Annotated in this window: 22 protein-coding genes; 12 read left to right on the top strand and 10 right to left on the bottom strand. The window is 67.5% G+C overall.

The genetic code is table 11. The features are described 5' to 3' along the window. Positions 1-144: 144 nt before the first annotated feature. Positions 145-786 (bottom strand): Tim44/TimA family putative adaptor protein, encoded by a 642-nt coding sequence (locus K2Y03_RS09820; protein ID WP_294090437.1) that lies wholly within the window; start codon positions 784-786, stop codon positions 145-147. Between the two features lie 168 nt (positions 787-954). Between K2Y03_RS09820 and secB the strand changes: the two genes are divergently transcribed. The 4 genes from secB (at position 955) to K2Y03_RS09840 (ending at position 5,091) form a co-directional block, all read left to right on the top strand. Next, positions 955-1,449: a protein-export chaperone SecB gene (gene secB, locus K2Y03_RS09825; protein ID WP_294090438.1), complete on the top strand. Its 495-nt coding sequence runs from the start codon at positions 955-957 to the stop codon at positions 1,447-1,449. A 188-nt stretch (positions 1,450-1,637) separates the two neighbouring features. Beyond that, on the top strand, positions 1,638-3,191 hold the full coding sequence (gene murJ, locus K2Y03_RS09830; RefSeq protein ID WP_294090440.1) for a murein biosynthesis integral membrane protein MurJ: 1,554 nt from the start codon (positions 1,638-1,640) through the stop codon (positions 3,189-3,191). Positions 3,192-3,272: 81 nt separating this feature from the next. Further along, entirely contained in the window at positions 3,273-4,280 is a 1,008-nt protein-coding gene (gene trpS / locus K2Y03_RS09835; RefSeq protein ID WP_294090441.1) for a tryptophan--tRNA ligase, read from the top strand. 112 nt (positions 4,281-4,392) lie between these two features. Then, complete coding sequence (locus K2Y03_RS09840) at positions 4,393-5,091, top strand: DUF4136 domain-containing protein (RefSeq protein WP_294090442.1); 699 nt, start codon at positions 4,393-4,395, stop codon at positions 5,089-5,091. 66 nt (positions 5,092-5,157) lie between these two features. Here K2Y03_RS09840 and K2Y03_RS09845 read toward each other — a convergent pair whose 3' ends face one another. Further along, positions 5,158-6,015: a metal-dependent hydrolase gene (locus K2Y03_RS09845; protein WP_294090443.1), complete on the bottom strand. Its 858-nt coding sequence runs from the start codon at positions 6,013-6,015 to the stop codon at positions 5,158-5,160. A gap of 62 nt (positions 6,016-6,077) precedes the next feature. Here K2Y03_RS09845 and K2Y03_RS09850 point away from each other — a divergent pair, with 62 nt between their 5' ends. From K2Y03_RS09850 to lptG, 7 genes are all read left to right on the top strand, one after another. Further along, a complete protein-coding gene (locus K2Y03_RS09850; protein WP_294090459.1) occupies positions 6,078-6,674 on the top strand; it encodes a TetR family transcriptional regulator in 597 nt (198 codons plus the stop codon). Positions 6,675-6,706: 32 nt separating this feature from the next. Next, the gene (obgE, locus tag K2Y03_RS09855) at positions 6,707-7,741 is read left to right on the top strand and encodes a GTPase ObgE (RefSeq protein ID WP_294090444.1); all 1,035 of its coding nucleotides are present in this window, start codon (positions 6,707-6,709) and stop codon (positions 7,739-7,741) included. Between the two features lie 19 nt (positions 7,742-7,760). Beyond that, the gene (locus K2Y03_RS09860; protein WP_294090445.1) at positions 7,761-8,663 is read left to right on the top strand and encodes an NAD(P)-dependent oxidoreductase; all 903 of its coding nucleotides are present in this window, start codon (positions 7,761-7,763) and stop codon (positions 8,661-8,663) included. A gap of 66 nt (positions 8,664-8,729) precedes the next feature. After that, the gene (locus K2Y03_RS09865) at positions 8,730-8,975 is read left to right on the top strand and encodes an acyl carrier protein (RefSeq protein ID WP_294090446.1); all 246 of its coding nucleotides are present in this window, start codon (positions 8,730-8,732) and stop codon (positions 8,973-8,975) included. A gap of 1 nt (position 8,976) precedes the next feature. Then, positions 8,977-10,209 carry an aminotransferase class I/II-fold pyridoxal phosphate-dependent enzyme gene (locus K2Y03_RS09870; RefSeq protein WP_294090447.1) on the top strand — a complete coding sequence of 411 codons (1,233 nt, stop codon included), beginning with the start codon at positions 8,977-8,979 and terminating at the stop codon, positions 10,207-10,209. Between the two features lie 120 nt (positions 10,210-10,329). Next, on the top strand, positions 10,330-11,523 hold the full coding sequence (lptF, locus tag K2Y03_RS09875; protein ID WP_294090448.1) for an LPS export ABC transporter permease LptF: 1,194 nt from the start codon (positions 10,330-10,332) through the stop codon (positions 11,521-11,523). Beyond that, positions 11,523-12,617, top strand: a complete 1,095-nt coding sequence (gene lptG / locus K2Y03_RS09880) for an LPS export ABC transporter permease LptG (RefSeq protein WP_294090449.1) — start codon at positions 11,523-11,525, stop codon at positions 12,615-12,617. Before lptF ends, lptG begins: the two co-directional genes overlap by 1 nt. 123 nt (positions 12,618-12,740) lie before the next feature. Here the strand turns inward: lptG and K2Y03_RS09885 are convergent, their stop codons facing one another. Next, positions 12,741-13,829 carry a fatty acid desaturase gene (locus K2Y03_RS09885; RefSeq protein WP_294090450.1) on the bottom strand — a complete coding sequence of 363 codons (1,089 nt, stop codon included), beginning with the start codon at positions 13,827-13,829 and terminating at the stop codon, positions 12,741-12,743. Between the two features lie 118 nt (positions 13,830-13,947). Here K2Y03_RS09885 and K2Y03_RS09890 point away from each other — a divergent pair, with 118 nt between their 5' ends. Further along, positions 13,948-15,105: an N-acetyltransferase gene (locus tag K2Y03_RS09890; protein WP_294090451.1), complete on the top strand. Its 1,158-nt coding sequence runs from the start codon at positions 13,948-13,950 to the stop codon at positions 15,103-15,105. A 56-nt stretch (positions 15,106-15,161) separates the two neighbouring features. Here K2Y03_RS09890 and K2Y03_RS09895 read toward each other — a convergent pair whose 3' ends face one another. The 7 genes from K2Y03_RS09895 to K2Y03_RS09925 all read right to left on the bottom strand — a co-directional run. Further along, positions 15,162-15,428 (bottom strand): hypothetical protein, encoded by a 267-nt coding sequence (locus tag K2Y03_RS09895; protein WP_294090452.1) that lies wholly within the window; start codon positions 15,426-15,428, stop codon positions 15,162-15,164. A 46-nt stretch (positions 15,429-15,474) separates the two neighbouring features. Then, positions 15,475-15,729: a hypothetical protein gene (locus K2Y03_RS09900; RefSeq protein ID WP_294090453.1), complete on the bottom strand. Its 255-nt coding sequence runs from the start codon at positions 15,727-15,729 to the stop codon at positions 15,475-15,477. A gap of 180 nt (positions 15,730-15,909) precedes the next feature. Next, entirely contained in the window at positions 15,910-16,683 is a 774-nt protein-coding gene (gene xth / locus K2Y03_RS09905) for an exodeoxyribonuclease III (protein WP_294090454.1), read from the bottom strand. Positions 16,684-16,694: 11 nt separating this feature from the next. Continuing rightward, complete coding sequence (erpA, locus tag K2Y03_RS09910; protein ID WP_294090455.1) at positions 16,695-17,033, bottom strand: iron-sulfur cluster insertion protein ErpA; 339 nt, start codon at positions 17,031-17,033, stop codon at positions 16,695-16,697. 42 nt (positions 17,034-17,075) lie between these two features. Continuing rightward, a complete protein-coding gene (locus K2Y03_RS09915) occupies positions 17,076-18,254 on the bottom strand; it encodes a M23 family metallopeptidase (RefSeq protein WP_294090456.1) in 1,179 nt (392 codons plus the stop codon). A gap of 307 nt (positions 18,255-18,561) precedes the next feature. Continuing rightward, positions 18,562-19,026 (bottom strand): peroxiredoxin, encoded by a 465-nt coding sequence (locus K2Y03_RS09920; protein ID WP_294090457.1) that lies wholly within the window; start codon positions 19,024-19,026, stop codon positions 18,562-18,564. Continuing rightward, positions 19,016-20,845 (bottom strand): glutamine-synthetase adenylyltransferase (locus tag K2Y03_RS09925; protein ID WP_294090458.1); only part of this gene is annotated, 1,830 nt, incomplete at its 5' end. The genes K2Y03_RS09920 and K2Y03_RS09925, both read right to left, overlap by 11 nt.

The following is a 20,845-nucleotide window of genomic DNA, read 5'->3' on the forward strand; positions in this document are numbered from 1 at the left end:
GGCGCCACCGTGCGCGCCGGCGGCCGGGCGGCGGGGCGCGCGGGCGGGCGGGTGGTGGCGGGCCGCACTTCGGGCCCCGCACAGGCGCCAAGCGTGGCGATCAGCGCCAGGCCAAAGACTGTCCCCCGGGCGCGCATCACCGGCTCAGGCGTCGTCGGTTTCGGCGAGTTTCCAGTTCTGGTCGCCGCTTTTCAGCGTGCGCGTGAAGGTCCACAGCTCGTGCGAAGTGACCGCGTCGGTAAGCGAGCCGGCCACCACCGCGCCGTCGCGGTCGCGGGTGACGGCGGCAATATCGGCGTCGATCCGCACGGTGATCCGCGCCACACGCCCGTCGACGCGCGCCTCAACAATCTGCGCGCGCTCGATCGAGACGAGCCGGTTATCGAGCACATGGCCGGCTTCCTCGCGCTCGGCAATCGCGGCGGCAAAGCTCTCGCGCACGCCGTCCTCGCACAGCCAGGCCAGCGTTTCGGCGTCGCCCTTCCAGAACGCCTCGATGATCATCTTGTACGCAACCTTGGCGCCATCGACGAAGCGCGCCACGTCGAAGCCGGGGTCGGCCGAGACGATCGCGCGCAGGCCCTGTTCGGCGCCGCTGTCGAACGCGCGCGGGCCGGTGTCGCGCGGCTCCGCCGCCGGCTCCACCGTGCGCGGCAGCGGCGGCATCGGCATGCGCTCTTCCGCCGGCCGGGGCAGCGGCTCATGGCCCGTCCGCTTGCCCAGCACCCGGTATAGCTGAAGCGCCAGGAAACCGGCGATCATGGCGAGAAGAACGAGGTAGAGCACTGACCCTCCGACAACCTGCGGCCTGCTAACATAGGCGCAAGCGGCGCCCAATTCAAACTGGCGTTTGGCCAATTCGGGCAGCCGGCGTTGAAACCGCCCGGCGCCCCTGCTAGGCGGCCTTCCACTTGGGCGATGAACCGCCCGTTTTTCAAGAAAAAGGTTTTTGGCATGAGTGAACAGGATCTGGCGGGGACCGCCGCAAACGGCACCGCGAACGGCCAGCCCACGGTGGGCCTGATCTCGCAATATGTGAAGGATCTGTCGTTCGAAAATCCGGGCGCGCCGGGCATTTTCCAGCTGCAGGGCCAGCCCCAGATCGACGTTCAGTTCAACATCGGCGCTGCCCAGCTGGGCGATGAAGTGCACGAAATGGTGCTGAAGATCGAAGTGAAGGCCACGGTCGAGGGTCAGGTCGCCTATGTCGTCGATCTGTCCTATGGCGGGCTGTTCGCGATCCAGAACGTGCCGGCCGAGCATCTCCAGCCGTTCATGCTGGGCGAAGCGCCCCGGCTGGTCTTCCCCTTTGCCCGCCGCGTGATTGCGGATGCGGTGCGCGACGGTGGCTATCCGCCGCTGATGCTCGACCCCATCGATTTCGCCGCGCTCTACATGCAGCAGATCCAGGCGCAGGGCGAAGACGGCCAGCCGATCGGCAACGCCTGATCACAATGGGTCCACACGACCCGGCACGGGGTGGTCGTCGATTGATCCGGCGCTATACGTCGTCGGCCCGGACTTGATCCGGGCCGGGGCTGCCTTTGGCGATCCCTGACAGAAAGAAGCCTAGGCCCGGATCAAGTCCGGGCCGACTTAAAAAGGTGGATCGTCGCAATGCCATCAGGGGAAGCGGCATGAACCTTGCCCGCGCGCTTGGCTCGGTCGGCGGGCTCACGCTTGCCAGCCGGGTGCTGGGGCTGGTGCGCGACTCGCTGTTCGCGCGCTTCGTGGGCGCAGGCTTCGCGTCGGACGCGTTCCTGATCGCGTTCCGCCTGCCCAACATGTTCCGCGCGCTGTTTGCCGAAGGGGCGTTCAGCGCCGCCTTCATCCCCATGTTCAACAAGCGCGTGGCGGAGGAGGGCGGCGGGCTGAAGGCGGGCCTTGCCTTTGCCGAGGATGCGCTGTCGGTGCTGCTGCCGGTGCTGCTGGCGATGCTGCTGCTGCTGGAGCTGCTGGCCTGGCCGGTCACCTGGGCGCTGTCCGGCGGGTTCAGCGGGGCGAGCGCGGCGCAGTTCGATTTCGCGGTCACGCTGTCGCGCTATACGCTCCCCTATCTGCTGCTCATCTCGCTGGTGTCGCTGCTCGGCGGCATCCTCAATTCGCTGCAGAAATTCTGGGTGAATGCGGCCGCGCCCATTCTGCTCAACCTCACGCTCATCGCCGCGCTGCTGCTGTTTCATGACCGCGATCCGCTCATCACCGCGCGCAATCAGGCGATTGCCGTCTCGGTCTCGGGCGCGTTGCAGCTGGCGTGGCTCGGCTGGGCCTGCTGGCGCAGCGGCGTGCTGCTGCGGCTGCGCTGGCCGCGCTGGACGCCGGAGGTGAAGAGGCTGCTCGCGCTGATCGGCCCGGCCGCCGCCGGCGCGGGCGCGGTGCAGATCAACCTGGTGATCTCAACGGCGCTCGCCGCCAGCCTGCTCGCGTCGGGCTCGGTCACCTATATCTATCTGGCGGACCGGCTGAACCAGTTGCCGCTGGGGCTGGTGGGCATCGGGCTGGGCACGGTGCTGCTCCCCACGCTCTCGCGCCAGCTGGGCGGCGGCAATGCGGATGCGGCGATGGCGACGCAGAACCGCGCGCTGGAACTGGCGCTGCTGCTCACCCTGCCGGCGACGGTGGCGCTCATCGTGTGCGGCGTGCCGATTGCGGCCGCGCTCTATCAGCATGGCAAGTTCACGCCCGCAGACACGGTGGCGACCGCACAGGCGCTGGCGGCGTTTTCGGTCGGCCTGCCCAGCTACATCCTGGTGAAGGTGCTCACCCCCGGCTATTATGCGCGGCACGACACCGCCACCCCGGTGCGCTTTGCGACCTGGTCGATCGGGCTGAACATCGCCTTCAACCTCGCGCTCATCGTGCCGCTGCGCCATATGGGGCCGCCGCTGGCCACCGCCTTGTCGAGCACGGCCAATGTCTGGCTGCTCTACGCAACGCTGCGCAAGCGCGGCCATTTCGTGGCCGACGCGCAGCTGAAGCGGCGGGTGTGGCGGCTGGCACTGGCGGCGCTGGCGATGGGGGCGGTGCTGTGGCCGCTCAATGCCTGGCTGATGCCCTATACCACCGGGCCGGCGCTGATACGCTGGGGGGCGATGGGGGTGCTGGTGGCGGCGGGCATGGTGCTTTATGGCGCAGCCGCGCTGGCGGTGCGGGCCTTCTCGCTGCGAGACCTGAAAAGCCTGCGCCGGTGACGCCGCCCTTTCCAACAGGTGTCTACTTAGCAAAAACGCCGTTCTCGGTGTAAATCAAACACTCTATCTGGCAGGAACAACATGCGCGTCGTCTCCGGCATTCAGCCCACCGGCAACCTCCACCTCGGCAATTATCTCGGCGCGATCCGCAACTGGGTGCGGATGCAGGACGATGTCGCCCGGGGCGGCGGCGAATGCCTGTTCTTCCTGGCTGACCTCCATTCGCTGTCGGACCATATGGCCGCCGACACCCGGCGCGACGGGCTGCGCACGATGACGGCGGCGCTGGTCGCCTGCGGCATCGACAGCAGCCGCTCGATCCTGTTCAACCAGGCCCGGGTTCCCGCCCATGCCGAGCTGTGCTGGCTGCTGAACGGCACCGCCCGGATGGGCTGGCTGAACCGCATGACGCAGTGGAAGGACAAGGCCGGCAAGAACCGCGAAGGGGCAAGCGTTGCCCTGTTCGACTATCCCGTGCTGCAGGCGGCCGATGTCCTCCTCTACCAGGCCAGCCATGTGCCGGTGGGCGAGGACCAGAAACAGCATCTGGAACTGGCGCGCGACATTGCGGTGAAGTTCAACACCGATACCGGGACCGAGACCTTTGCGCTCCCTGAGCCGATCATTCCCCCGGCCGCGGCGCGGATCATGAGCCTGCGCGACGGGCAGGCCAAGATGTCGAAATCCGACCCCAGCGACATGAGCCGCATCAACCTGGCCGACGATGCCGATGCGATCCTTGGGAAGGTGAAGAAGGCAAAGACCGACGCCGATGTGCTGCCCGGCGAACCCGCCGGCCTGGCCGGCCGGCCGGAGGCACTGAACCTCGTCACCATCTATGCCGCCGCGACCGATTGCAGCGCGGCCGATGTGCTGGCCGAATTCGGCGGCAAGGGCTTTGGCGCGTTCAAGCCGGCGCTCGCCGAGCGGCTGGTGGCGATGCTCGCCCCGATTTCGGAGCGGTATCGCGCGCTGAAGGACGATCACACAGCGCTGGACCGCATCCTGGCCGACGGCGCCGCCCGTGCCGCTGCGGTTGCCGCACCAACGCTTGCCGCCGCCTATGCCGCGCTTGGCCTGCAGCGCTGACGAAATCTCCTCTTACCCCGTTGGCGTTCAACCGCTATTCAGTTCGGGCGCGGCACAGTCATTGCCGTCACCGGGCGGCATGGCGTCGCCCGTATCGAAGAGGTCGATTGCAATGAAGAAGGTTGTTCTCGCTGTGGGTCTGGCGCTCGCCGTTGCCGGCTGTGCCGAGCCGTTCCGTGCCCGTGTCGCGCGCTTCCAGCAACTGCCGCCCACGGCCGGGCAGACATTCTTTGTGCAGTCGGCCGATCCGTCGGTGCAGGGCGGGCTGGAGTTCCAGCAATATGCCAATGTCCTGGCCAGCGAAATGGTGCGCCAGGGCTATCGCCCGGCCTCCGACCCGGCGACCGCGCAACTGATCGTGCGGATGCGCTACCGCGTTGACGGCGGCCGTGAAAAGATCGTGACCTCGCCCGGCCTTGGCTGGGGTGGCGGCTGGGGCGGCTTTGGTCCTTGGGGGCCGGGCTTTGGCGGCCGTGGCGCCTTTGTCTATGGCTTCAACGACCCGTTCCTGTGGGGAGGCTGGGGCGGCTTTGGTGGCTTTGGCGGCTATTCGGACGTGCGCAGCTACACCGTCTATAACAGCGAGCTCGCGCTGGAGATCGACCGCGCCGACAATGGCCAGCGCGTGTTCGAGGGCAATGCCCGCGCGCTCTCCCGCAACGACAATCTGCCCTATCTGGTGCCCAACCTGATCCAGGCGATGTTCACCGGCTTCCCCGGCAATTCGGGCCAGACCGTCAACATCACCATCGCGCCGGAAAAGAAGCGGTCGCAGCCGGCCGCGCAACAGGCGCCGGCAATCGGCGGCTGACACTTCGCGCGATAAGCAAACGGGCCGGTCCGGGATCACCGGGCCGGCCCGTCTTGTTTGGAAGGCTTACGCGGCGACCGGAACCGGGGGCAGCACGGCGGCCTGATACTCGCTTTCGAACCGTGCGATCAGCGCGCGGTCGTCATGGTTCCACGGGTGGAAATCGGGCAGGAAATAGCTGGCCCACGCGCCCAGAATCTTGCGCGCCATGCCCGGCGAGAAGAACGCATAGCGCATAATGCCCCACCAGGCGCGCGGGCCGGTGATGCCGTCCTGCCGCAGCAATTCGGCCATGCCCAGCGCGCGGCCGTGGAAAAACCGCCAAGTGGTGATCAGCATCGTCAGCGACTTGACGATCCAGCGCCGGCGGCGCGGCCAGTCGCGGGTCGCATGGCGCCAGGTGTCGTAAGCCACGCCCTTGTGCTCGATTTCCTCGGCCGCATGCCAGCGCCACAGCGCCGCCGCTTCGGGATCGCCCCCGGCCAGATGGCGCGGGTTGGACAGCAGTTCATGCGCAATAATCGCGGTGAAATGCTCCAGCGCCATCGTTGCCGCCAGGCTGGCGATTGCCGGCCGGCCCCGGGCAATGGCAAGCGCGTCATCGACATGCTTTTCCAGCCGCGACACGTCATAGCCCTGGTCGGTCACATGGCGGTTGAACGCCACATGCTCGCGGGTGTGGATCACCTCCTGCTTGATGAACGCCTGAATCTCGGCGGCCAGTTGCGGCGACGTGCCGTCGCGGAACTGGCGCACGCTGTCGATGAAGAAGCCCTCGCCCTTGGGAAAGGTGACCGACAGCGCATTGTAGAAGGCAGTGGCGAAGGGATCGTCGTTCAGCCACCAGCGCCGGATTGCCGCACCACGCCCGAAGCGGCGGTCGCGCGGCGTGATGGTCAGATCGGCAGGAGTTGCCTGTGCCACAAAAATCTCCGAAAGCTTGCTATTGCCAACGATCTTCCATCGGATAATTGTTACTTACAGTGATGTCAATAGCACGCCGCCGCCTCTCCCCCGCCGAATCGCGCGACATCGCGCTCGATGCCGCCCGCGCCCTGCTGCTCGAAGCCGGCCCGCAGGCGGTGACGCTGAAGGCGGTCGCCGGCCGGATCGGGCGCACCCATGCCAATCTGCTCCACCATTTCGGCTCGGCCGCCGGGCTGCAAAAGGCGCTGATGGCCGATCTGGCGGAGGACATCGTCGCCACCATCGCCGATGCGGTCGACCGCGCGCATGCCACCGACCATGATCCGCGCGAGGTGGTCAACCTGACCTTCGACGCGTTCGACACTGGCGGCGCGGCGGCGCTGGCCAGCTGGATGATCCTGTCGGGCAATGACGATGCGCTCGACCCGATCCTGGAGGCGATCCACGGCCTGGTCGACCGGCTGGTCGCCAAGCATGATTTCGATTCCGACACGCTGCGCGAGGAAACGCTAACGCTGGTGCTGATGGCGCTGGGCGATGCGCTGCTCGGTGCGCCCATGGCCAAGGCGCTGCAGCTGCCGCGCGGGGCAGCGCGAGAAACCGCGGTGCGGCTGCTGATCAGTGCCCAGCGCGAGCTGGAAGGGCCGCTGCCCTAGCCAAATCGGCAGTTTTCGCTAAAGGGCCAGCGATGCACTTTCTGGACCAGGCGAAAATCTTCGTGCGATCGGGCGCCGGCGGCCCCGGCGCGGTGAGCTTTCGCCGCGAAAAATTCATCGAATATGGCGGCCCCGATGGCGGCGATGGCGGCAAGGGCGGCGACATCGTGTTTGAGGCGGTGGCCGGGCTCAATACCCTCATCGATTTCCGCTACACCCAGCATTTCCGCGCCCCGCGCGGCAAGGGCGGCGCCGGCTCCAACCGCACCGGCGCGGGCGGCGACGATCTGGTCATCCGGGTACCGGTGGGTACACAGGTGTTGAGCGACGACCGCGAACAGGTGTTGGCCGACTTCACCGTGCCCGGCGAACGGCACGTGTTCCTGCGCGGCGGCGATGGCGGGCGCGGCAATGCCAGCTACAAAAGCTCCACCAACCGCGCGCCGCGCCAGCATGGCACCGGCTGGCCGGGGGAGGAAATGTGGGTGTGGCTTCGGCTGAAGCTGCTGGCCGATTGCGGGCTGGTGGGCCTGCCCAATGCCGGCAAGTCGACCTTCATCAACGCGGTGACCAACGCCAAGGCCAAGGTGGGCGATTACCCATTCACCACCACCCGCCCCCAGCTGGGCGTGGTGCGCCATCAGGGCCGCGAGTTCGTGGTGGCCGACATTCCCGGGCTGATCGAGGGCGCGGCCGACGGGGCGGGCATCGGCGACCGTTTCCTGGGCCATATCGAGCGGTGCCGGGTGTTGCTCCACCTTGTGGATGCAACCGCGGATAACCCTGTGGAAAACTATCGCATCGTGCGTGGGGAACTCGCTGCCTATGGCGCGGGGCTGGACGACAAGCCCGAGGTGATCGCGCTGAACAAGGTCGACGCGATCGACCCGGCTGATGCCAAGAAGCTCGTCACCAAGCTGAAGCGCGCGGCCAAGGCGGAGGTGATGATGCTCTCGGGCGCGGCCGGCACCGGACTGGAGGCCGTGCTCGACCGGCTGGCCGCCGCGATCCTGCCGCCGGCCGAACCGGCGCCGGGCGACGAGCAGAAACCCTGGTCGCCGGTGTGAGCCTGCGGGGGCGACGGCAATGATGCTGGCCATCACCGGCGGCACCGGCTTTGTCGGCGCGGCGTTGATCGAGGCCGCGCTTGCCGCCGGGCATGAAGTGCGCGCACTCACCCGCCGGGCACAGCCCCCGCGCGACGGCGTCAGCTGGATTGCCGGCGCGCTCGACCGGCCCGAAAGCCTGGCCGATCTGGTGCGCGGTGCCGACGCCGTCATCCATGTCGCCGGCACGGTGAACGCGCCTGATCGCGCGGGCTTTGCCGCCGGCAATGTGGCGGGGACGGCGGCAATGATCGACGCGGCCGGGCGCGCGGGCGTGGCGCGTTTCGTCCATGTCTCCTCGCTTGCCGCGCGGGCGCCGGCGCTGTCGCTCTATGGCGCGACCAAGGCGGAGGCCGAGGCGCTGGTGATGGCCGCCCCGCTCGACTGGCGGATCGTGCGGCCGCCGGCGGTCTATGGCCCGGGCGACCTGGAAATGCTCGACGTCTATCGGCTCGCCCGGCATGGCCTCGCGCTGCTGCCGCCGCCGGGGCGTGTGTCGCTGATTGCGGTTGCTGACCTTGCCCGCCTGCTGCTCGCGCTGGCCGCGGACAATGGCCCCCCTGCCCTGTACGAAGCCGATGACGGCACGCCCAGCGGCTGGAGCCACCGCGATTATGCCCGCGCGATCGGCGCGGCGCTGGGGCGACGGGTGCACAGCCTGTCGCTGCCGGCCGCGCTGCTGATGCTGGCCGCGCGCGCCGACAGCGCCGTGCGAGGCACGCGCGCGAAGCTGACCCCCGACCGGGCGCGCTATATGGCGCACCCCGATTGGGTGATCGACCCGGCCCGGCGGCCGCCGCCGGAGCTGTGGACGCCGCAGCAGCCGACGCCCGACGGCCTGGCCGCCACTGCCCGGTGGTATCGCGCGCAGGGGCTGCTATAGGCCGTTTCCAAAATCTGCCGCAATTGCCGGGCAGGGCGAACCGCGACCCGTGGGAAGGAACAGGCGTTGAGCGACCGCGCACAGATATTCGATACCGTCAGCGGCCTGATCGCGCCGTTCAACAAGAAGGGCGTCGCCCTGTCCGACGCGACCAGCTTCCAGCATGATCTGGAGTGGGACTCGCTCACCGTCATGGATTTCGTCGCCAATATCGAGGACGAGTTCGACATCATCATCACCATGAACATGCAGGCCGAGATCGAGAATGTCGGCCAGCTGGTCGATGCGGTGATCAAGCTGAAGGCCGCCTGACATGAGCACTGCCGCCGCCACCGTCCTTCCCGAAACCGACCTGATGAGCAAGTTCGACGGGCTGATCGCCGAGCGTGCCGCGCTGCTGGCGGCCGGGGTGACGGACCCGTTCGCGATCGTGATGGACGAAGTGAAATCGCCCACCGTCGCCGTCATCAAGGGGCGCGAGACCATCCTGCTCGGCACCTATAACTATATGGGGATGACGTTCGACCCGGACGTGATCGCCGCCGGCAAGGACGCGCTCGAAAAATTCGGCTCCGGCACCAATGGCAGCCGCATGCTGAACGGCACTTTCCGCGACCATATGGAGGCCGAGGCCGCACTGCGCGAGTTTTACGGCACCAGTGGCGCGATCGTCTTTTCCACCGGCTATCAGGCCAATCTGGGGATGATGGCGACGCTTGTCGGCAAGGGCGAGTACATCATTCTCGACGCGGACAGCCACGCCTCCATCTATGACGGCTGCGCGATGGGCAATGCCGAGGTCGTCCGCTTCCGCCACAATTCGGTCGAGGATCTCGACAAGCGGCTGGGCCGCCTGCCCGCCGATGCCGGCAAGCTGGTGGTGCTGGAAGGCGTCTATTCGATGCTGGGCGATGTCGCGCCGCTGAAGGAGATGGTTGCCGTCGCCAAGCGCCACGGTGCGATGGTGCTGGTGGACGAAGCGCATTCTATGGGCTTTTTCGGCCCGCATGGCCGCGGCGTTTATGAAGACGCAGGCGTTGCCGATGATGTCGACTTCATCGTCGGCACCTTTTCCAAATCGGTCGGCACGGTGGGCGGCTTCTGCGTATCGAACCACCCCAAGTTCGACGCGATCCGCCTGGCGTGCCGCCCCTATATCTTCACCGCCAGCCTGCCGCCCAGCGTGGTGGCAACTGCCGCCACCTCCATCCGCAAGCTGATGCACGCGCACAACAAGCGCCAGCATCTGTGGGAAAATGCCCGCATGCTGCATGGCGGGCTGAGCGCGCTGGGCTTCCGGCTGGGCACGCCGACGCCGCAATCGGCGATCATCGCGGTCATCCTGAACGACCAGGAACAGGCCGTCGCCATGTGGCAGGCGCTGCTTGACCAGGGCGTTTACGTCAACATGGCGCGCCCGCCCGCGACGCCGGCCGGCACCTTCCTGCTGCGCTGCTCGCTGTGCGCGGAACACACGCCTGAACAGCTGACCCGCGTGATCGGCCTGTTCGAGGCGGCCGGGCGGGCGGTGGGCGCGATCGGCTGACGCGCCCGCGCAAGCGCACAGCGCACTATTTCCTTGCTGACGGCGCCGTTTCGCGCCGATATAGGCCCGCCAGCGTCCGGCCAGCCGGCCGGCGCGCATTAGCCAGGGCCGTTCAACCTCGTGACATCGCTCGACCGTTATCTGGCCAGGTTGATCGCCGTTCCGCTGTTTTCGACGCTCATCATCTCGGCGATGCTGCTGGTCCTCGACCGCATGCTGCGGCTGTTCGACTTTGTCGCGACCGAGGGCGGACCAGTGAGCGTGGTGTGGCAGATGCTCGCCAATCTGCTGCCCGAGTATCTGGGGCTGGGCATTCCGATCGGGCTGATGCTGGGCATTTTGCTGGCCTTCCGGCGGCTGGCCACCTCGTCCGAGCTCGACGTGCTGCGCGCGGTCGGCATCAGCTATAACCGCATGCTGCTGGTGCCCTATCTCTATGCGCTGGGGCTGGCGGTGGTGAACCTGGCGATTGTCGGCTTCATTCAGCCGGATGCGCGCTATGCCTATGAACGGCTGCGCTATGAACTGCGCACCGGCGCGCTGGGCGCGTCGATCAAGGTGGGCGATTTCACCAGCTTCCCCAATGGCGCGACCGTGCGGATCGAATCCAGCCAGGACGAAGGGCGCCAGCTGCGCGGCATCTTCGTGCACAAGGATACCGCCGATGGCGGGTCGATCGCGGTAAATGCCCAGCGCGGCCAGTTTCTGGGCACGGACAATCCCGACGAAGTGATCTTCCGCCTGTTCAACGGCACGCTGGTGAACAGCGACCCGCGCTTTGTCGCGCCGCGCGTGCTGACCTTCACCTCGCACGACCTGCCCATCCCGCTGCCGCGCTCGGAAAATTTCCGCAACCGCGGCGGGCGCAATCTGGAACTGCGCCTGCCCGAACTGGCGCGCATCGGCGCGGACCCCAGCGCGAGCGCGGAACTGCGCAACACCAGCCGCGCCGCCTTCCATTTCCGGCTGGTGGAAGTGGCGACGATGTTCCTGCTGCCGCTGCTGGCGGTGGCGCTGGGGGTGCCGCCGAAGCGATCCTCCTCGGCGCTGGGCGTGTTCCTGGCGATCGTGATGATCGTCACCTATCACAAGATCAACGAATATGGTCAGTCGATCGGCTCGCTGGGCCGGGTCGATCCGGCGCTGGCGCTGTGGGGGCCGTTCGTGCTGTTCGCAGCACTCGTGCTGTGGATGTATCGGACCATTGCCTATGTGCCCGGCGGCCAGCCGATCGGCCTGCTCGAACGCCTGCTCGACAAGGCGGCCAAGGGCCTGTCCGGCCTGTTCCGCCGCCGTGCGGGGATAACCGGCTGATGCCACTGCACTTCTTCCCGTCGCGCGCGATCGCACTCTACATGGCGCGGATGTTCGTGCTGCGCACCTTCGTCATTCTGGCGGCGCTGGTGCTGGTGCTGCAGACGCTCGACCTGCTCACCGAATCGGGCGCCATCCTGGCCTATCGCGGCAATGGCCAGGCGGAGATCTGGCGCTATGTCGGCCTGCGCACGCCCGAAATCATCGCGCGCTTCCTGCCCTTTTCGGTGCTGCTCGGCACCATCATCACGCTCTCCACGCTCAACCAGAACAGCGAGGTGATCGCGATGAAGGCGGCCGGCCTTTCCGCGCATCAGGTGCTGGCGCCGCTGATGCTGGCGGCGCTGGGGGTGGCGGCGCTGTCGTTCGCCTTCAACGATTATGTCGTCGCCAATGCCAGCGCCACGCTCGCCCAGTGGAAGAAGGTGGAATATGGCGTGCTGCCGGTGGACAATGGCGACCGGCTGAACGTGTGGGCGCGGCATGACGACAGCCTGATCCTGGCGCGGCGGATGAGCGGCCGGGGCGAGGCGGCACGGCTTTCGGGCGTGACCATCTATCTGCGCGAGGCGGGCAAGCTGACCAGCATCATCGAGGCGCCCAGCGGCACGCGCCAGGGCGATGGCTGGCTGCTCGACAAGGCGACCCGGTTCGTGGTGGCAAGCGGCACCCAGCGCGCGGCCGGCCAGCCGATCGTCGCGCGCGGCGTGCGCCCGGACCAGTTCCGCCTCAGCAATGTCGAGCCTGACGGCCTGTCCTTCGGCGCATTGCGCGACGCGATCGAGGATCTGCGCGCCGCCGGCCGCCCGACCAAGGCGCTGGAGGGCGATTTGTGGCACAAGCTTTCGGGGCCGCTCTCGGCCGTGCTGATGCCGCTGCTGGGCGCGGTGGCCGCGTTTGGCATTGCCCGCTCCGGCCGGCTATTCGTGCGCGCGGTGATCGGCATGGCGCTGGGCTTTGCCTATTTCGTGGCCGACAATTTCGCGCTGGCGATGGGCAATCTGAACGTCTACCCGCCGCTGCTCGCGGCCTGGGCGCCGTTCGTGCTGTTCCTGCTGATCGGCGAACTGGTGCTGTTCCGCACCGAGGAATAGGGTTTTTCAAGGCACAGGCCCGCTCCCCCTCCCGGCCATCCATCGGCAGCATTCTTTGGGTGGCCGGGAGGGGGAGCGGGCCGGCACCGCGCCGTTTCAGCTACGCTGAAACCAAGGCATCATTCAGCGCATCGTCTGCGCCGCCAGCCGGCGGACCAGCCCGAACAACCCCTTGTAGCTGGCGCGGTGATAGACCGAGCCGTCGTCCAGCGCGGCGGACAGGCGCCGGTGCGCCTCGCCCAGCGCGTGATAGGGCACACCGGGCAGCAGATGGTGCAGCGCATGGTAGCGCAGCCCCACCGGCGCCCACAGCAGCGGCAGCATTGCCGGCGGCGGCACGTTGACGCTGTCCAGATACTGCGCGGTCACGCTCATCGGCTCGCCCTCATTCTCCCACAGATGCGCCACCAGCGTGCGGGTCTGGTTGACGACAGCCACCAGCGAGACGACCGCCATGAAGATGAGGAACGCCTTCAGCGACACTACGCCGCCCGCGACCAGGGCGATGACGGTGATCGCCCACAGGCTGGTCACAATCTCCAGCCGCTGCCACAGCGCCAGCGCCTCCCCTTCCGCAGGGCGGCGGCGATAGACGGGATTGATCGACAGCGCCGAGAACCGCGCCACGACTTCTGCGCGCAGACCCGGCACCACCAGCGACAGCGGCGCGAGCACTGCATAGCGGAACAGCAGCGCCACCGGAGCGAACAACGCGGCCAGAATGAACACCGGCAGCGTCCACGGCTTCATCAGCGCCAGCGGCAGATATTCGGGATCGTCCGCCGTGCCATAGCGCGTCTTGGCATGGTGCTGGTTGTGCACGCCTTCATACATGAACGACGGCGTCAGCAGCGGCACGCCGACCAGCACATTCCATGCGGCGCGAAAACCGGGCACGGCCGAATGCTTGATGTGGCTGATTTCGTGGATGAAACTTTCCGCGCGATAAAGCGCAAGCGCCGATACCAACCCGGCCAGCAGCGCCAGCCATAGCGGCCCCGCCGTCATCGCCAGCGCCAGCGCGCCCCAGCCGACCAGCGCCGATGCCAGCATGTCCGCCCAATAGATTGCCGGGCGCGGCGCGTGCAGATCGCGCGTCAGCTCGGCCGCGGCGCGCAGCATCGCCATGTCATCGGCGATGCGCAGCTTCGGCTCGCTTGTCGCCGCCCGGGCGCTGGCGCTCTGGCGGGCGAATGAGAAATTGGTTGCCATATCAGCACGGTCCCTGCCCAACGATCATGGCCACAGCGTGGCAAGCCACTTGCTTGACTTGCGCCACGGCGGCGCAGAATGACAGGGATCAATCAAGCAATCTTTCTGGGGGCATTTCTTGGCCACATCCGCGCGCACGCTGCGCCCCGTCCGCACGAAGCGGGACCGCAAGGCGTTTGTCGATCTCGCCTATCGGCTGAACGCGGGCGATCCGCACTGGGTGCCGCCGCTGAAAAGCGAGGCGCTGGGGCTGATCACGCCGGAGAAAAATGGCTGGTTCAGCCATGCCAAGGCCGAATTCTTTCTGGCCGAACAGGGCGGGCGGCTGGTCGGCCGCATCTGCGCGCATATCGACACGCTGGCGCTGGAAATGCCGGCCGAGGGCGGCTTTGGCCCGGGCACCGGCTTCTGGGGCCATCTGGATGCCGAGGATGAGGAAACCGCCCACGCACTGATCGCTGCTGCGGAGGAGTGGTTGCGGGCGCAAGGCATGACGCGCGCGCTCGGCCCGGTCAGCATGTCGATCTGGGAGGAGCCCGGCCTGCTGATCAAGGGGCATGACCATGACCCCGTCATCATGATGGGGCACCATGCCGCGCATTATCAGGGCTGGGTGGAGGGCGCCGGCTATGCACCGATCAAGCAGCTGCTGACCTATGAACTGAACATCGCCAAGGATTTTCCGCCGATCGTGCAGCGCATTGTCGCCGCCGGCGAGAAGAATGCGCGCATCCGCATCCGCCAGGTCGACAAGTCGCGCTTCGAGGAGGAAGCTGCGATCATCCTCGGCATCCTGAACGACGCCTGGTCGGACAATTGGGGCTTCGTCCCCCTCACCCAGCCCGAAATCGACGATGTCGGCGTCAAGCTGAAGCCGATCGTGCGCAACGACCTGATCCGCATTGCCGAGCTGGACGGCGAGCCGGTCGCGTTCATGATCACGCTGCCCGACCTGAACGAGGCGATCAAGCCGCTCAACGGCAATCTGTTTCCGTTCGGCTGGCTGAAGCTCCTGCTGTGGCTGCGCCGCCCGCACGTGCGCACCATGCGCGTGCCGCTGATGGGGGTGGTCAAGCGGCTGCAGGCGTCACGCCTGGCCAGCCAGCTGGCCTTCATGATGATCGAATATATCCGCCGCGATTCGGTTGCCAATTATGGCGCCACGCGCGGTGAGATTGGCTGGGTGCTTGACGACAATCAGGGCATGAACGCCATCGCCGACGCGATCGACAGCCATGTGAACCGCATCTACCAGATCTACGCCAAGCCGCTGTGATCGCGCCGGCTGGCTCTCTCCCCTCCGGGATGGAGGGGAGAGAATGCGCGCACGCATCAGGCGTCGATCTCGACGCCCTGATTGCTCCATTCCGCCTTGGTCTTGCAGACCTTCTGCGGAATGCGGGTGCCGGTAATGTTGTCCACGACGCAATAGAGCTTGGCGCTCGCACGCGGCTTGGCGGCGGCCTGCGTGTCGGCAGAACGCTCGGCCGTGCGGCCTTGCTCGGGCCGCGACTCGGCGCTTGCGGGGTTGAGGCCGGCAACGAGCAGGCCAGAGGCGATGGCGGCGGTCACGGCGCCGGTCAGACGATTGAGACGCATGGATAATCTCCTGGGGTTTGAAGGCGTTCGGGGGCGGGCGCGTGGACTATTTTGCGCCCTGAAGACGCCCGGCTGACAGGATGACGCCGCGTTCACGCCATTCGGCGCGGGTGGCGCAGATCGCCGTCACTTCGGTCTCGCCGGCAGCGCGCGCGGCCAGGCAATAGCGCGGCGTGCCGGAGCCCGACGCGGGCTGCGCCGCGCGCAGATCGGCCTGGCTCAGCCGGGGCGCGTCGATTGCCAACGCGGGGGTGGCGGCGGCGGTCAGTGCGGCGGCGGCCAACATCATCACTTTGTGCATGCTTCTCCTCCAAAAAAAACATGGCCCCATCGGCCACGCCGGAGAAAAAGCAACTGCCGTGCCAATCAACTAGATTATTGATTTAAGTTGATTTTGTTGAGGAAGCCCACCACCACCACGCGGTACGAACCACCAAACCTTGGTGTGTTACACCAACAATACGCGAACGGCGTCTGCCGGTCAGGCGCGCAAGGTCACCCAGGTCGGTGCATGGTCGCTGGCCTTGTCGCGGCCGCGATAGAGCTTGTCGACGCCGGCATCGGCGAAGCGGTCCGCCGCCTGCGGGCTGAGCAGCAGATGGTCGATGCGGAAGCCTGCGTCACGCTGCCACGCGCCCGCCTGATAATCCCAGAAGGTCCAGATGCCGCCCGCCGGAAAACGTGTGCGCAGCGCGTCGGTCCACCCCTGCGCGAGGAGCGCGCGATAGCCGGCGCGGCTTTCGGGCTGCATCAGCGCGTCGCCCGCCATAGCCGCGACCGAGAACGTGTCATCATCATTGGGGATGACATTATAGTCGCCCGCCAGCACCACCGGCCGCTCCTCGGCCAGCAGGTCGCGCGCCCGGGCGCGCAGCCGGTCGATCCAGCGCAGCTTATAGTCGAATTTGGGGCCGGGGATCGGATTGCCGTTGGGCAGATAGATTGACGCGACGATCATGTCGCCCACCGCTGCCTCGATATAGCGGCTATGCTCGTCCTCCCGCTCGCCGCCCAGCCCGCGCTGCCGCTCGACCGGCATGGTGCCGCGCGCCAGAATGGCGACGCCGTTGAAGCCCTTCTGCCCGTGCCACACGCCATGATAGCCGGCGGCCTCGATATCCTTCAGCGGCAGGCCGTCCTCGGCCGATTTCAGTTCCTGCAGGCAGACAATGTCGGGCTGCTGCTCGGTCAGATACTCGACGAGACGCGGCAGCCGCGCCTTGATGCCGTTGACGTTGTAGCTGACGATTTTCAACCGCGCGCCGCTCAGACCGAGAAGCTGGCGCCGCAGCCACAGCCAGAGGCCGCCTGCGGATTTTCAACGCGGAATGCCGTGCCGCCCAGGCTTTCGACGAAATCGACCCGGGCGCCGCTGATCAGCTCCAGGCTCATCGCGTCGACCACCAGCGTGGCACCGTCATTCTCGACGACAGTGTCGTCCGCCTCGGCCGCATCGGCCAGTCCAAAGCGATACTGGAAGCCCGAACAGCCGCCGCCTTCGACCGACAGACGCAAGATCGCGGGCTTGCCCTGCCGCTCGGCGATCCAGCGCACGCGGGCAGCGGCCGAGTCCGACAGCGAAACAGGGGCAAGGCTTGTGGTCATGCAAACAAAATAAGGTGCCGGGTGTCGCGTGGCAACCGCGCGTCAGTTCGCGGCGTCGGAACCGCCCGCAACCAGCGGATGCTCAACCGGCGTCGCGCCCTTCAGCACGTCGCTGGTCTGCAGGAAGGGGATCGGGTTGACGGCCTGACCGTCGATGCGCACTTCATAGTGAAGGTGCGTGCCGGTCGAGCGCCCGGTGGAGCCCATCAGCCCGATCAGCTGCCCGCGGGTGACGCGGGTGTTGGGCGCGATCATGATCTTCGACAGATGGCCATAGCGGGTGGCGATGCCCCGGCCATGGTTGATCTCCACCATGTTGCCATAGCCGCCCGACCGTTCGGCCCGCGCGATCACGCCGTCTGCGGTCGCGTAAACCGGGGTGCCCTGGGCGCCGGGAATATCGACGCCGGCATGCATGGCCGGCGTGCCGCGGAACGGATCGGAGCGCACGCCAAAGGTGCTGGTGAAGCTGACCTTGTCGACCGGCTGCATCGCCGGAATGGCGATGACCGCCTGCTCCAGCGTTTCCAGCTTCTTCCAGGTCATGAAGAGCGAGCGGAACTCGGCCTCCGCATTGGCCTCTGCCGCCTGCACCCCGGTGACGGGCTCATAGGGGCCACCCTGGCCGCCGGCGCGCGCCTGGAACCGCTCGGGCGCGATGCCCAGACGGCGGAAATGATTGGCGGCGAGCGCATAGCGGCGCTCCGCCACCAGCCGCGCGCGCACGGCCAGCGCCAGCTGGTCACGCTCCACCTTGGTCAGCGGCGCGACGACATCGGCGGCGACCGCATTGGTCTTTGCGTCGATGAGCGGGGTGTTGAGCGCGAGCTTGCCATTGCTCTCGCCGGAAAGGACGGCGGCGATCAGCGCCTGGCGTTGCTCGACGCGGGCGGCATGCACCTTGGCGGCGTGCTTGATCGCTTCGACCTTTGCCTGCATCGCGGCGACTTCGCCCTGCAGCCGGGCGAGCGCTGCCGCCTCGCCCTGCGGCCCGCCCAGCACGCCCGACAGCGCAACGGCGGAGGCCGCCGCCTGAGTCGCGCCATAAGCGGTGAAGCACAGGGTCACCCCGGCGCCGATCGCCAGCGCCGCCTGCGTGCGCCCTGCCACGCTGAACCGGCGCAGGCTGTGGCCATCATGCAGGATGAAATCGCGGGTCTTGAACTGACCCTTCACCTGATGCGCCAGATCAGCAAAACGAAGCGACTTGAACAAAATCATGCAACCCCAGCGCTCTCTGCAACTGGCCCCGCCCGAGCCAACAATTTTCGATCACGCCCCCACGCGTGGAAGGAACTCGAGTCTCTTGAACGGGGAAGGCCCGGACAGGCAATAGCCGGCGGCCGCCAGCGGGGCAGGCCGAACCCAACATACGATGAGTCGTTTATCCGGCAAAATACTTAACTGGGCAGTGCGGCTGCCAACCCCCGAAAAGCGAATCGGCCATGGCTTTGCGCGGATTTTCGGCTCCGCGTCGATTCAATCGGCACGGCGCCCGCCAGCAGATGGTAAAGGCGCCAAGGCGCGGCTACAGCGCCTTGGCCGCCGCCAGCACCTCTTCGGCATGCCCCGGCACCCTTACCTTGCGCCAGGCGCGCGCGAGCTTGCCCTCAGCATCGAACAGGAAGGTCGAACGGTCGATGCCCATATATTTCTTGCCGTACATCGATTTTTCCACCCAGGCGCCGAACGCCTCGATCACTTCATTGCCTTCGTCGCTGGCCAGCGGGATGGCGAGTGAGTATTTGTCGATGAATTTCTTATGCTTGGTGGGTGAATCCGCAGAAACGCCGAGAAGATTGACGCCGATCGCGGCAAAGGCGGCGGCGTGCGCGCTGAAATCCTGTGCCTCGCGCGTGCAGCCGGGCGTGTCGTCCTTGGGATAGAAATAAAGCACCAGCGGCTTGCCGACATGGCTGCGCAGCGACAGCGGCTGGCCGTCGATGCCGGTCAGCTCCATGTCGGGGATCATTCCGCCTTCCTCAAGCGCCATGGTTGGTCCTTTCCGTCAGGTTGTGCCATGCCTGTGCCACGGTCGCGCGAGTCGCGTCGAGACGCTCCATCACCGCCGCCCAGCCCCCCAGCGCCAGCGCGCGCGCGACCAGCGCCTGGGTGGCCGCGCCCGGCACCTGGCCATCGGGCGCGACCAGCCGCGTCACGATCAACAGCCTTTTGAGAAAGCGGTGCGCGTCGAGCAGGTCGCCCGGCGCCAGCCCCGCCCCGGCCAGCGCGGCAATCGCCTGGGGCAGGCGCGGGTCGAAGCCGGTGCGGTGCGTCAGCTGCAGCGCGTGCACGGTGAATTCCAGATCGACGAGCCCGCCGGGCAGCAGCTTGACGTCGAGCGGCCCGGCCGGCGGCTTGTGCGCTGCCATCTCGCGCCGCATCGCCGCTGCGTCCGCCACGATGTCGCGCGCGGGGCGGTCGCCGTTCAGCACGTCCGCAATGATCGCGCCCACCGATGCCCGGGCGGCCGGGCTGCCGAACACCGGCCGCGCGCGGCACAGCGCCATATGCTCCCAGGTCCAGGCCTGTTCGCGCTGATAGCGGGCAAAGCCGTCGAGCGAGACGACCAGCGGCCCCTCCCCGCCCGATGGCCGCAGCCGCGTGTCGATCTCGTAAAGCGCCCCGGCCGGCGTCGGCACCGACAGGCCGGCGGTCAGACGTTGTGCGAGCCTGTTGTAGTAAAGCGTTGCCGCCAATGGCTTTTCACCATCGGACTCGGCCCGGTAATCGCCGGTGAACAGATAGACCAGGTCCAGGTCCGACGCATGGGTCAGCTCGCTGCTGCCCAGCCGCCCCAGCGCCAGCACCACCAGCTCGCTGTCGGGCACGCGGCCGTGGCGCCGGGCGAAATCGCGCTCCACCGCCTGCGCCATCACCTCGATCGCGGCTTCCGCCACCCGCGCATAGCCGCCCCCCACGGCGGACGGGTCCGCCGTAGCCGCGATCAGCTGCACCCCCAGCGCAAAGCGCTTCTCGCCCGCAATGTGGCGCACATGATCGAGCACGCCCTCGTAACTCGTGCCGTCGCGCGGCGTCATTTCGGACACCAACTCGTCGACGCTGCCGGGCGGATCGAGCGCGGTCGCATCGATCAGCGCGTCGAACAGCGCCGGGCGCCGGCCCAGCGCCTCGGCCAGCGGCGGCGCGTGGCTCAGGATCGCGCCCAGCAGCCGCGCCAGCGCCGGCTGCGCCTCCAGCAGGCGGAAGAAATTGAGCGCACTTGGCAGGCCAGTGAGCAGATGGTCCAGCCGCAGGATCGCCGCCGCCGGATCGGGTGCCTCGCCCAGCGCGCGGGCCAGGCCGGGCAGCACCGCCTCCAGCGCTTCCTGCGCGGCGGCGCTGCGCAGCGCGGGATAGGTGCCGGCGCGCCATCGCTCGATCCGCGCGGCAGCGGTCGCGGCGCCTTCGCCGGCAAAGCCCATGCCACCCAGCGCCGCCTGCAGATTGGCGCTCTCGCGCGGCAGGCCCGGCTCCCCTTCCGGCTCCAGCCCCTGATAGATGGCGGAGGTGCGCTCGACATGCGGGGCGAGCGCCGCCAGCAGCGCGGCACCGTCGGCCATGCCGTGCAGCTGCGCCAGCCCGTCGAGCGCGGCGCCGGCGGGCAGCAGATGCGTCTGCCGGTCATCGACCATCTGCACGCGGTGCTCGATGGTGCGATACAGCGTATAGGCCGCGCTCAGGTCACGCGCCTCATCCTCGGCGATCCAGCCGCCCCGGGCGAGCGCGGCGAGGGCATCGACGGTGGCGGGCACGCGCACGGCCCGGTCACGCCCGCCATGGATCAGCTGGTGAATCTGCGCGAAAAACTC

The sequence above is a fragment of the Sphingomonas sp. genome (assembly GCF_019746015.1).
Taxonomy (GTDB): Bacteria; Pseudomonadota; Alphaproteobacteria; order Sphingomonadales; family Sphingomonadaceae; genus Sphingomonas.